General features: G+C 71.4%; 8 protein-coding genes. 5 read left to right on the top strand and 3 right to left on the bottom strand.

Features of this window, described 5'->3' with window-relative positions:
- Window positions 1-82 precede the first annotated feature (82 nt).
- From ACGFNH_RS09005 to ACGFNH_RS08990, 4 genes are all read left to right on the top strand, one after another.
- On the top strand, window positions 83-364 hold the full coding sequence (locus tag ACGFNH_RS09005) for an acylphosphatase (RefSeq protein WP_393652390.1): 282 nt from the start codon (window positions 83-85) through the stop codon (window positions 362-364).
- 384 nt (window positions 365-748) lie between these two features.
- The gene (locus ACGFNH_RS09000) at window positions 749-961 is read left to right on the top strand and encodes a hypothetical protein (protein WP_360846670.1); all 213 of its coding nucleotides are present in this window, start codon (window positions 749-751) and stop codon (window positions 959-961) included.
- A gap of 192 nt (window positions 962-1,153) precedes the next feature.
- Complete coding sequence (locus ACGFNH_RS08995; RefSeq protein WP_393652389.1) at window positions 1,154-5,269, top strand: AAA family ATPase; 4,116 nt, start codon at window positions 1,154-1,156, stop codon at window positions 5,267-5,269.
- A 196-nt stretch (window positions 5,270-5,465) separates the two neighbouring features.
- Window positions 5,466-6,893, top strand: coding sequence for a sugar porter family MFS transporter (locus ACGFNH_RS08990; protein WP_393652388.1), 1,428 nt, complete (start codon window positions 5,466-5,468; stop codon window positions 6,891-6,893).
- A 43-nt stretch (window positions 6,894-6,936) separates the two neighbouring features.
- Here the strand turns inward: ACGFNH_RS08990 and ACGFNH_RS08985 are convergent, their stop codons facing one another.
- Together ACGFNH_RS08985 and ACGFNH_RS08980 are read right to left on the bottom strand one after the other, a co-directional pair.
- Window positions 6,937-7,926 (bottom strand): LLM class flavin-dependent oxidoreductase, encoded by a 990-nt coding sequence (locus tag ACGFNH_RS08985; protein WP_393652387.1) that lies wholly within the window; start codon window positions 7,924-7,926, stop codon window positions 6,937-6,939.
- 99 nt (window positions 7,927-8,025) lie between these two features.
- Window positions 8,026-9,552: a purine-cytosine permease family protein gene (locus tag ACGFNH_RS08980; protein WP_393652386.1), complete on the bottom strand. Its 1,527-nt coding sequence runs from the start codon at window positions 9,550-9,552 to the stop codon at window positions 8,026-8,028.
- Between the two features lie 208 nt (window positions 9,553-9,760).
- Here ACGFNH_RS08980 and ftsY point away from each other — a divergent pair, with 208 nt between their 5' ends.
- Window positions 9,761-10,984, top strand: coding sequence for a signal recognition particle-docking protein FtsY (gene ftsY / locus ACGFNH_RS08975; RefSeq protein WP_393652385.1), 1,224 nt, complete (start codon window positions 9,761-9,763; stop codon window positions 10,982-10,984).
- Window positions 10,985-11,195: 211 nt separating this feature from the next.
- On the opposite strand, the gene ACGFNH_RS08970 is transcribed toward ftsY, so the two are convergent.
- Window positions 11,196-11,867: a bifunctional DNA primase/polymerase gene (locus ACGFNH_RS08970; protein ID WP_393652384.1), complete on the bottom strand. Its 672-nt coding sequence runs from the start codon at window positions 11,865-11,867 to the stop codon at window positions 11,196-11,198.
- Between the last annotated feature and the right edge of the window lie 180 nt (window positions 11,868-12,047).

Raw genomic sequence — 12,047 nt, 5'->3', positions numbered from 1 at the left:
GAGCTGTTATTCGCGGGCACTGTACGCCATCACGGATGGGGCCCGTGTGCTTCTTGAGCAATTGGCCGGTTAGCGTGGTGACATGAGCGAAGATGTCCGGCTCACCGCGTGGGTGCGGGGCCGTGTCCAGGGTGTTGGGTTCCGCTGGTTCACCCGAGCGGAGGCTCTGGAGATCGGTGGTCTCTCAGGCTTCGCCTCGAACCTCTACGACGGCCGCGTGCAGGTCGTGGCCGAAGGTTCGCGTGAGGGCTGCGAGAAGCTGCTGGGGTGGCTGCGCGCCGGCGACACGCCCGGGCAGGTCAAGGGTGTGACGGATATCTGGGACATTCCGCGGGGCGGGTACGAGGGCTTCGAGATCCGTTGATCCACTCCGCGTCCCGACCCCTTCCGTAGGTGCCGGGAAGGGGCTCCGAAGTGCTGCTGTCATGTGCGCGGGGGCGGGATGACCTGGTGGTTGCCAAGAACGCGCGGCCATGGAAAGCTGCGGCCGTAAGGATGATCTCCAAGCGCCACGGGCCTCCTGGAGTGAGCAGCGCCGCGCATGCAGCCGCCGCGCGCCACCGGGCCGCCCGGCCGTACGGCGTGTGATCGTGTTGACCGTCCAACCTTTTGGTGAGACGCTGGAATCCCCGCGCACCCTACCTGTTTGACATTGTGAACAACGGTGATGGCAGACATCGCGGGTGCGACATTCCCTCACGACCCACACCGCTTCGGTCGGTCACTCATTTGTGGAGGACCATCCATCATGGCAAAGGCGCTTCTCGGTTACGTCGGCGGATCCGACCCGCGACTCCTCGCCGAGATGCGACGGCTGCAGCAGCGTGTACAGGACCTCGAATCCGAGCTTGTACGGATTCAGGCCGAGAACGACGCGCTCGCAGCTGCCGCTCACCACGGCGACTCGCTGCTCGACGGCATCGACATCGACGTACCCAAGGCGGAGCCTGCGCTGACCTGACCGCAGCCGTCATCATCGGCCGGTCGGGCTGCAACGTCAGCCGCTCAAGAATCTGCAAGGGACGCTTCGGCGTCCCTTCTTTCTTTCCGCCCGGTCATCCGTAGGGCGCCTCCCTTATCGACAGATGTGCCCTGCGTATCCTCCGGTGAAACTCTCCGGAGACACCCGAGCGCGAAGGTAGAGTCCGACGGCGTGCACCTCAAGAGCCTGACCCTGCGCGGGTTCAAGTCCTTCGCGTCGGCCACGACGCTGCGATTCGAGCCCGGCATCACGTGTGTCGTGGGCCCGAACGGCTCGGGCAAGTCCAATGTCGTGGACGCCCTGTCCTGGGTCATGGGCGAGCAGGGTGCGAAGTCGCTGCGCGGCGGCAAGATGGAAGACGTGATCTTCGCCGGGACCACCGGCCGGCCGCCGCTCGGGCGCGCCGAGGTGTCCCTCACGATCGACAATGCCGACGGCGCCCTGCCCATCGACTACGCCGAAGTGACCATCACGCGGATCATGTTCCGCAATGGCGGCAGCGAATACCAGATCAATGGGGACACCTGCCGGCTCCTGGATATTCAGGAGCTGCTCTCCGATTCCGGTATCGGCCGCGAGATGCACGTCATCGTCGGCCAGGGGCAGCTCGATTCCGTACTGCACGCCGACCCGATGGGCCGCAGGGCTTTCATCGAAGAAGCCGCCGGCGTCCTCAAGCACCGCAAGCGCAAGGAGAAAGCGCTGCGGAAGCTGGATGCGATGCAGGCCAACCTCGCGCGCGTGCAGGACCTCACCGACGAACTGCGGCGACAGCTCAAGCCTCTCGGCCGACAGGCCGCGGTGGCCCGGCGGGCCGCCGTCATCCAGGCCGACCTCCGCGACGCGCGGCTGCGGCTCCTGGCCGACGACCTGGTGACGCTCCGCGAGGCGCTGAGCGCCGAGGTCGCCGACGAGGCGGCGCTCAAGGAGCGGAAGGAGACCGCGGAGGCCCAACTGCGCGCGGCGCTGCAGCGCGAGGCCGCCCTCGAGGACGAGGTGCGCCGGCTCACACCGCGACTTCAGCAGGCCCAGCAGACCTGGTACGAGCTGTCGCAGCTCGCCGAGCGGGTGCGCGGCACCATCAGCCTCGCGGACGCCCGTGTGAAGAGCGCGACCTCCGCGCCTCCTGAGGAGCGGCGCGGCCGCGACCCGGAGGACATGGAGCGGGAGGCCGCCAGGATCCGCGAGCAGGAGGCGGAACTGGAGGCCGCGCTCGATGCGGCGACTCGGGCGCTGGACGACACGGTGGCCCACCGGGCCGAACTCGAGCGCGAGTTGGCCATGGAGGAGCGGCGTCTGAAGGACGTCGCCCGCGCCATCGCCGACCGCCGTGAGGGTCTGGCCCGCCTCCACGGCCAGGTCAACGCCGCCCGCAGCCGGGCCGGTTCCGCCCAGGCCGAGATCGACCGGCTGGCCAGCGCGCGCGACGAGGCGCAGGAGCGCGCGGTGGCGGCCCAGGAGGAGTACGAGCAGCTCAAGGCCGAGGTCGACGGACTGGACGCGGGTGACGCCGCGTTGGCCGAGCGCCACGAACAGGCCAAGCGCGAGCTCGCCGACGCCGAGACCGCGCTGGGCGAGGCACGCGAGGCCGCCACCGCTGCCGAGCGCAAGCGCGCGGCGACCTCGGCCCGGCACGACGCCCTGGCCATGGGCCTGCGCCGCAAGGACGGTACGGGCGCGCTCCTGGCCGCCGCCGACCGTCTGAGCGGCCTGCTGGGTCCCGCCGCCGAACTGCTGACCGTCACACCCGGCTACGAAGTGCCGGTCGCCGCCGCCCTGGGCGCCGCCGCCGACGCCGTCGCGGTGGCCGACCCGGCCACCGCCGCCGACGCGATCCGCCTGCTGCGCAAGCAGGACGCGGGCCGCGCGGCGATCCTGTTGGCCGCGGTTCCGGAGCCCGGCTCCGTCGCGACGGCGTACGAGTCGGCCGGCGGGTCGTCCGGAAGGGTTCCCGGCCCCGCCCCGGCGCCCGGCGACGCGGGGGACCGGGTGGGGGTGGGCGCCCAGGACGCCGGAACTTCCCTCCCCGCAGCAGAGGCGGCGGAGCCTGTCACGTCCGTTTCCAGCCGGACCGGCACGACTCCGGGCGACGGCCACGAGGTCCCGTACTCACGCCCCGCCGACGACCGCGGTGGGGTGGGAGGCGAGGGCCGCCCGGCGCCCGCGGGAACGGCAGCGGCGGACGCCAGGACGTACCCCGGCGTGACCGGGCAGCTGAGCCGGCAGGACCCGCTGGGCAACAGCCCGGCCGGAGGGGCGGCTCCGCAGCAGGCGCACACCGGCGGCGGTCCTGAGGCCTTCGCGCGACCGGGGGAGGGGACGCTGGGCGCGCCCCGCTCCGGAGAGGCAGCGTCGGGCGGCGAGGCGAACGCGGACACGGCAGCGGCCGGCGGGCCGGGCGCGCTGCCCGGGCAGCGGTCCGACGCACCGCAGCCCCGCGGCTCCGAGGCCCCGCACGACGGCGCGACGGAGACGGGCGCCGGGGACCCGCCGTACGCCCATGACCTCGTCCGTGGCCCCGCGGACCTGATGCCCGCTCTGCGGCGGCTGCTGCGCGACGTGGTGGTCGTGGGAACCCTGGAGGACGCCGAGGACCTGGTCGCCGCGCGCCCGGGGATCATCGCCGTCACCGCCGAAGGCGACGTGCTGGGCGCGCACTTCGCGCAGGGCGGCTCGGCCGGTGCGCCGAGCCTGCTGGAGGTGCAGGCCTCCGTCGACGAGGCGGCGGCCGAGCTCGAAGAGCTGGCCGTACGGTGCGAGGACCTGGCGCAGGCGCAGCACCGTGCGAACGAGGAGCGCATCGCGAGCGCGGCGCTCGTCGAGGAACTGGCCGCGCAGCGCAGCGCCGCCGACCGGGAGAAGTCATCCGTCGCCCAGTCGCTCGGCCGGCTCGCCGGGCAGGCCCGCGGTGCCGCGGGCGAGGCCGAGCGGATGACCGCGGCCGCGGCCAAGGCCGAGGAGGCACTCGGCCGGGCGACGGAGGAGGCCGAGGAGCTCGCCGAGCGGCTGCGCACCGCCGAGGAAGCGCCGGCCGAGGAGGAGCCCGATACCTCCGCACGGGACCGGCTCGCGGCCGACGGGGCCAACGCGCGGCAGACGGAGATGGAGGCGCGGCTGCAGGTCCGTACCCACGAGGAGCGGGTCAAGGGCCTTGCCGGGCGGGCGGATTCGCTCGACCGGGCGGCCCGCGCCGAACGTGAGGCGCGGGCGCGTGCCGAGCAGCGGCGTGCCCGGATGCGGCATGAGGCCGAGGTCGCCGCGGCCGTCGCGGACGGCGCCCGGCAGTTGCTGGCCCACGTCGAGGTCTCGCTCGTACGCGCCGAGGAGGAGCGTGCGGCGGCCGAGCGTGCCAAGGCGGAGCGCGAGCGGGAGCTGAGCACCGAGCGCGGTCACGGGCGCGATCTGAAGTCGGAGCTCGACAAGCTGACCGACTCGGTGCACCGCGGTGAGGTGCTGGGCGCCGAGAAGCGGATGAAGATCGAGCAGCTGGAGACGAAGGCGCTGGAGGAGCTGGGCGTCGAACCGGCGGGGCTGATCGCCGAGTACGGTCCTGAGCAGCTCGTAGCGCCGTCCCCGCCGGCCGAGGGCGAGGAGCTGCCGGAGGATCCGGAGCATCCGCGCAATCAGCCCGTCCCCTATGTCCGGGCGCAGCAGGAGAAGCGGCTCAAGGCAGCCGAGCGGGCGTACCAGCAGCTCGGCAAGGTCAATCCGCTCGCGCTGGAGGAGTTCGCGGCGCTGGAGGAACGCCACAAGTTCCTCAGCGAGCAGCTCGAGGACCTGAAGAAGACCCGGGCCGACCTTCTTCAGGTGGTGAAGGAGGTCGACGAGCGCGTCGAGCAGGTCTTCACCGAGGCGTTCCGGGACACCGCCCGTCAGTTCGAGGGTGTTTTCTCCCGTTTGTTCCCCGGCGGCGAGGGCCGGCTCATCCTGACGGACCCCGACAACATGCTCACCACGGGCGTGGACGTCGAAGCGCGCCCGCCGGGCAAGAAGGTCAAGCGGCTCTCGCTCCTCTCGGGCGGCGAGCGGTCGTTGACCGCGGTGGCGATGCTGGTGTCCATCTTCAAGGCCAGGCCGAGCCCGTTCTATGTGATGGACGAGGTCGAAGCCGCCCTCGACGACACCAATCTGCAGCGTCTGATCCGGATCATGGAGGAGCTGCAGGAGAGCTCCCAGCTCATCGTGATCACCCATCAGAAGCGGACCATGGAGGTCGCGGACGCGCTGTACGGCGTGTCGATGCAGGGTGACGGCGTCTCGAAGGTCATCAGCCAGCGCCTGCGATGATCAACTACAAGTGTTGAACGAAATCCTCACATCCCGTCAACGGTGCTTGTTTCCCATGGGCTATTGACTTCGAAACTTGAAGGCATAGTCTCTGTAACATTGCTTTTACCTTCAAGTGGTGGCACACCCATGTCCGCGTGCCATCAGAAGGGCCGACCCCCAGACCCGGCGGCGCTGCCGGGCCAAGGAGTACACGTTGACCACCACCGCGCAGCCACCGCAGACCGAAGGGCGCAAAGCCCGCCCGGAGCATCTCGGCCACGTCATCTTCATCACGGCCGCCGCCGCGATGGGCGGGTTCCTCTTCGGATACGACAGCTCGGTCATCAACGGTGCCGTCGAAGCCATCCGCGGCAAGTTCGGCATCGGCTCCGAAGCCCTCGCCCAGGTCATCGCGGCCGCGCTCATCGGCTGTGCCGTCGGTGCCGCGACCGCGGGCCGGATCGCCGACCGCATCGGCCGTATCCGTGTGATGCAGATCGCTGCCGCCCTCTTCACGGTCAGCGCAGTCGGGTCCGCGGTGCCGTTCGCGCTCTGGGACCTGGCGATGTGGCGGGTGTTCGGCGGTGTCGCCATCGGTATGGCGTCGGTGATCGGCCCGGCCTACATCGCCGAGGTCGCCCCGCCCGCGTACCGCGGCAGGCTCGCGTCCTTCCAGCAGGCCGCCATCGTCATCGGCATCGCCGTCTCCCAACTCGTCAACTGGGGCGTCCTGAAGCTGGCCGACGGTGAACAGCGCGGCGAGATCGCCGGGTTCGAGGCCTGGCAGTGGATGCTCGGCGTGATGGTGGTCCCCGCCGTCCTCTACGGCGCGCTGTCCTTCGTGATCCCGGAGTCCCCCCGCTTCCTGATATCCGCCGGCCGCACCGACGAGGCGCGCAAGGTCCTGGCGGACGTCGAGGGCAAGGGCGTCGACCTCGACACCCGCGTCACCGAGATCGAGACGGCGATGCGCAGCGAGCACAAGTCCACGTTCAGGGACCTGCTCGGCAGCCGCGGCGGCCTGCTGCCCATCGTCTGGATCGGCATCGGCCTCTCGGTCTTCCAGCAGCTCGTCGGCATCAACGTGATCTTCTACTACTCGTCGTCGCTGTGGCAGTCCGTCGGCATCGACCCGAGCAGCTCGTTCCTCTACAGCTTCACCACGTCGATCATCAACATCGCCGGAACGGTGATCGCGATGGTCTTCGTGGACCGCATCGGCCGCAAGCCGCTCGCCCTCATCGGCTCCATCGGCATGGCGTTCTCGCTGGGCGCGGCAGCCTGGGCGTTCTCGTACAAGACCGGCAGCGGCGCCGACATCTCCATGCCCGACCTCCAGGGCACGGTGGCGCTCGTCGCCGCCCACGCGTTCGTGCTGTTCTTCGCCCTCTCCTGGGGCGTGGTGGTCTGGGTGCTGCTGGGCGAGATGTTCCCCAACCGGATCCGCGCCGCCGCGCTCGGTGTCGCCGCCTCCGCCCAGTGGGTCGCCAACTGGCTGATCACCGTGAGCTTCCCGTCCCTCTCGGACTGGAACCTCTCCGGCGCGTACGTGATCTACACGGTCTTCGCTCTGCTCTCGGTCCCGTTCATCCTCAAGTGGGTGCCGGAGACCAAGGGCAAGGCGTTGGAGGAGATGGGCTAACCCCCCCCGCCGCCCTCTCCTCGTGGCAGGTCGCTGCCCCGGCTCATCCCTGAAGCCGGGGCAGTACCTTTTCGCCGAACAGATGCAGGCTGCGCCAGCCCTCGTCCACCGGCATGCCGCCGCACAGCGGATGCAGCACCAAACTCCCCGCGCCGTCGGCGGATTCGGCGAGCTCCACGCATGCGTCGGGGGTGAGGATGCGGTAGACGCCTTCGCTGCGCAGCTCCCCGACCGCGTCGGCCCGGGAGCGTACGGCCGAGTGGATACCGCCGGCGGACTGCCAGGACGCGTACATCCGGGCCTCGTGCAGCAGGTGTTCGCCGTACAGCGCCCAGGCGCGGTCCGGGTCCTCCGCGATGTGCAGCAGCGGGGTCCGGGCGGGCGGCATCATGCACCAGCCGTCCGTGCCCAACTCCTCGCGGCATGCGTGGTAGTACGCCTCCAGCTCCGGCAGATGGGCGCTCGGGAAGAAGGGCAGGCCCAGGCGGGCCGCGCGCCGGGCCGCCGCCCTGGAGCTGCCGCCGACCAGCAGCAGCGGGTGGGGCCGGGTGTACGGGCGGGGGGTGACGCGGACCGTCCGCCCCTCGTAGGTGAACGGCTCGCCCGTCCACGCCGTCAGCAGCGTTTCCAGTGCCTCGTCCTGGAGCCGGCCCCGCCGCTCCCACGGGCGGCCCAGCATCGCGTACTCCTCCTGCCGGTAGCCGATGCCCGCCACCGTCATGATCCGCCCGGCGCTGGTGAGGTCGAGCACGGCGAGGTCCTCGGCCAGGCGCAGCGGGTCGTAGAGCGGGGCGATGAGAGCGGAGACGGTGACGGAGACGCGGCGGGTCGCGCCGAGGACGGCGCCGGCGAAGACCAGCGGCGAGGGCAGCCAGCCGTTCTCGGCGCCGTGGTGCTCCTCGGTCTGGATCATGGTGATGCCGCGGTCGTCGGCGTAGGCCGCCATCTCCACGGCGGAGCGGTAGCGGTGGGACAGCGACTCCGGTGAGGCGCCGGGGTCGACGAGGTTGAACCGTACGACGGTGACGGGCATGGCGGACGTCCCCTTCGCCTTCGCGGTGAGCGGGCGAGGGGACGGTAGTTGACGATGCGTCAGATCGCCAGGGGTTCCGGCCGGGTGCGGCCGGTGGGATCAGCGGGCGGGGGCCTGCGCGGGGACCTTGCCCGCGTCCCCGTCCGCCGTCGCTTCGCCCGCCGATACGCTCTCCCGGTCCGCCTCCTCCCGCCGGTGGTTCTCCCGGGGCGTCGGCAGGACCGCGAAGACGACGGCGGCCAGCGCGATGGTGGCCGCCCAGCCCAGACCGTTCCGGCCGATCCAGGTGGTGGCCAGCGGGCCGGTGAACCACTCCAGCTTCGTGAGGCAGACCCCCGCCGCCAGGGCCACGCCCCAGGCCGTGAGCGCCTGCCAGCAGAAGCCGCCCCGGTACCAGTAGCGGCTGGTGCGCCCGGTGTCCATGAGGCCGCTCACGTCGTACCGCACCGCCTTCCGCCGGCGGCGGGCCATGTCGACGCCGTACACCCCGATCCAGGCCGAGAACGAGACGGCCAGCAGGGTCAGGAAGGTGATGAAGGAGCCGAGGAAGCTCTTCGCGACCAGCATCAGGAGCAGGCCGCCGATGAGGCTGATGACCGCGTTGACGCTCACAGCGAGCGCCCGCGGGAGCCGGACACCCATCGTCTGCGCCGTGAAGCCCGCCGAGTACATCGACAGGCTGTTGATCAGCAGCATCCCTACCAGGGCCGTGACCAGGTAAGGGACGGCGATCCACGTCGGCAGCACATCGCCCAGGAAGGAGACCGGATCCTTCGCCGACGCCAGGTCGGGCGTCACCACCGCCATCACCGCGCCCATCGCCACCATGGGGACGACGACCAGTCCCGCGCCGGAGACCGTCGCGCCGACGATCCCGCGGCCGGAGGCGCGGTGCGGCAGATACCGGGTGAAGTCCGGGCCCGAGGGGACCCAGCTGATCCCGCCGGCCGCGATGGTGCCGATTCCGGCCACGAGCAGGGATGTGCTGCCCGCGGGTCGGGAGAGGACCTCGTGCCAGTCGACATGGGTGATGAGGTAGCCCAGGACCAGGACGCTGAACGCGCCGAAGAGATACGTCGACCAGGTGTTGCACACGGCCAGCACCTTGCGTCCCATGCCGCTCACCAGGAACGTGCAGGCGACGAAGGCGACCAGCGTGACGGCGATCAGCACGCCGCCGCTCTCGATGCCGAAGACCAGGTCCAGCACGGTCAGGATCGCGTACGACCCGGTCACCGCATTGATCGTCTCCCAGCCGAACCGGGCGACCCAGATGATCGCTCCGGGCAAGTAGTTGCCGCGCACGCCGAAGGTCGCGCGCGACAGCATCAGGCCGGGCGCCCCGCCCCACTTCCCGGAAACGGACAGCAGCCCGACCATCCCGTACGAGACGGCGGACGCGCACACGCCGACCAGCAGGACCTGCCAGAGGCTCAGCCCGTTGAACACCACCAGCCCGGCACCCATGGTGAGCAGGAGGACGCTGATGTTCGCCGCCACCCAGGTGGGAAACAGCTCGCGGACCCTGCCTCCGCGCTCACGGTCGGGGACGGGTTCGATGCCACGGGTCTCGACGGCGCGGTCGGTCTCGGGCGTGGCCGGGGAAGTGGACGCAGAGGTGCCCATGAAGAAGCGGCTCCGAAGCGGTTGGCGGCGACTGAATGGCCTGGTGGGGGCAGGGAAAAGGGCCGGAAGGACGCCAGGTGCGCCGTACGGCCCCGAACCAGTGTAGGGGGGCACGGATGTGCGGCCACGACGTGCGATTTGCCACGTTTGCGGATGCGGCCGCCCTAGGGCTCGCCATCGTGGCCGTGTGGCCGATACTGGGTCCGTTATGGACACCGTCATCCTTGCTGTAGTCATCGCCGTGATCGCGCTCGGCGCGATCAGCGGGCTCGTGATCGGCAGCCGCCGGAAGAAGAAGCCCGAGAGCCCGTCGAGTTCGCCCACCATCACCGCGCCCCCCGCCGAGCCACATGTCGGCGATGAGGCCGAGACCCCGCGCGACGAACCGCGCCGCACCATCGAAGAAGTCGGCCTCCCCGATACGGAGGCCGAGGCTCCGGCCCCCGGGGCGCCGATCGTCACCGAGCCGGTCCCGCCGGTCGAGGTCCCCGAGCCCACCGCCGGCCGCCTCGTCCGGCTGCGGGCCCGGCTCTCCCGCTCCCAGAACACCCTGGGCAAGGGCCTGCTCAGCCTTCTCTCCCGCGAGCACCTGGACGAGGACACCTGGGAGGAGATCGAGGACACCCTGCTGACCGCCGACGTCGGCGTCGCCCCGACCCAGGAGCTGGTCGAGCGGCTGCGTGAGCGCGTGAAGGTGCTCGGCACCCGTACGCCCGACGAACTGCGCACCCTGCTGCGCGAAGAGCTGCTCACGCTGATCGGCACCGAGGCCGACCGCTCCGTGCACACCGACGGTTCCGTGGGAGCCGCCGACGGTGAGGAGATCCCGGGCATCGTCATGGTCGTCGGCGTCAACGGCACCGGCAAGACCACCACCACCGGCAAGCTGGCCCGGGTGCTCATCGCCGACGGCCGCAGCGTGGTCCTCGGCGCGGCCGACACCTTCCGCGCCGCGGCGGCCGACCAGCTCCAGACGTGGGGCGAGAGGGTCGGCGCCCGTACGGTCCGCGGGCCCGAGGCGGGCGACCCGGCGTCGATCGCCTTCGACGCGGTGAAGGAAGGCATCGCCGAGGGCGCGGACGTCGTCCTCATCGACACCGCGGGCCGGCTGCACACCAAGACCGGGCTCATGGACGAGCTCGGCAAGGTGAAGCGGGTCGTCGAGAAGCACGGGCCGGTCAGTGAGGTCCTGCTGGTGCTCGACGCCACCACAGGGCAGAACGGCCTGGTGCAGGCGCGGGTCTTCGCCGAGGTCGTGGACATCACCGGGATCGCGCTCACCAAGCTGGACGGCACCGCCAAGGGCGGCATCGTCGTGGCCGTTCAGCGGGAGCTGGGCGTGCCGGTGAAGCTGGTCGGGCTGGGCGAGGGGGCCGACGACCTCGCGCCGTTCGAGCCGGAGGCGTTCGTGGACGCGCTGATCGGCGACTGAGCGGTACCCACGTGGGTGGCCCGGCCGGGCCCCGTCGCAGGTGACCGATGCGGCGGGGCCCGGCCGTTCCCGTTGTCAGGACCCCTTGGGCCTCCGTGTCCCTGGGGCAGGTGTCCGCCGGGGGCCGGTGCGGGTGCCGACCTGGGGCCGGTCCGGTGCGGACATGCGGCCGGTGCGGTGCCGACCTGCGGTCCGGTGCCGCCGGGGGCCCTCAGGCCGCCGAGCGGTGGCAGACGTAGGCGAGCGTGCCCAGCAGGAGCCGGGCCTGCGGCGGTCGGCCCGCGGTGTCGAGGGTCGGAGGGCGGAGCCAGCGCACCGGACCCAGGCCGGCCAGGTCGGAGGGCGGCGCGGTGATGTGGCTGCCTGCGGCGATGCCGTGCAGGTCGAGGCCGGTGTCGTCCCAGCCCATCCGGTAGAGCAGCTCGGGGAGTTCGGCCGCGCCGCCCGGGGCGACGAAGAACTGCGCCCTGCCGTGCGGGGTCACCATGACGGGGCCGAGTGGCAGCCCCATCCGCTCGAGGCGGACCAGGGCGTGCCGCCCCGCGGTCTCGGCGACCTCGATCACCTCGAACGACCTGCCCACCGGCAGGAGCACGGCGGCGCCCGGCACTTCGGCCCAGGCGGTGGTGACCTCATCCAGCGTGGCGCCCGCCTTCACCTCCGGTGCGAAGTCCAGCGGGTGGGCCCCGGGGCGGAGGCAGTCGACCGCCCCGCAGGAGCACTCGCCGTCGCCGTCACCGGGTCCGCGTTTCGCGCGGGCGCCGGGGGCGACGTCCCATCCCCACAGGCCCGTGTACTCCGCCACGGCCGTGCACTCGGTCGCACGGGTACGCCTGCGTGAGCCGGACCGCATGTCGCGGATGCCGCCGATCGTGAAGCCCATGCTCCCTCCAACGGGTCAAAGTCGCCGATGGTTACGTCATGGAGTCTCGCCGTGACCGTCCGTTGTCATCCCGCGTCCGCGGCGGCGTGGCGTGGCTCAGCAGGTGGTGTGCGTCGGAGTGTGCGCTCCCGTGTGCGCCTCTCCGCCCCCTTCTCGTCGCCCTGTGTCAAGTGAATCGCG

This window comes from Streptomyces sp. NPDC048639, from assembly GCF_043199075.1.
GTDB lineage: Bacteria > Actinomycetota > Actinomycetes > Streptomycetales > Streptomycetaceae > Streptomyces.
Note: the sequence above shows the minus strand (reverse complement) of the source record. Positions and strands in the feature narration are given on the sequence as shown.

Bases quoted from the DNA above. Each gene is read 5' to 3' on its own strand.
- ACGFNH_RS09005 (WP_393652390.1), top strand. From the start codon at position 83: ATGAGCGAAGATGTCCGGCTCACCGCGTGGGTGCGGGGCCGTGTCCAG.
- ACGFNH_RS09000 (WP_360846670.1), top strand. From the start codon at position 749: ATGGCAAAGGCGCTTCTCGGTTACGTCGGCGGATCCGACCCGCGACTC.
- ACGFNH_RS08985 (WP_393652387.1), bottom strand. From the start codon at position 7,926: ATGCCCGTCACCGTCGTACGGTTCAACCTCGTCGACCCCGGCGCCTCA.
- ACGFNH_RS08980 (WP_393652386.1), bottom strand. From the start codon at position 9,552: ATGGGCACCTCTGCGTCCACTTCCCCGGCCACGCCCGAGACCGACCGC.
- ftsY (WP_393652385.1), top strand. From the start codon at position 9,761: ATGGACACCGTCATCCTTGCTGTAGTCATCGCCGTGATCGCGCTCGGC.
- ACGFNH_RS08970 (WP_393652384.1), bottom strand. From the start codon at position 11,867: ATGGGCTTCACGATCGGCGGCATCCGCGACATGCGGTCCGGCTCACGC.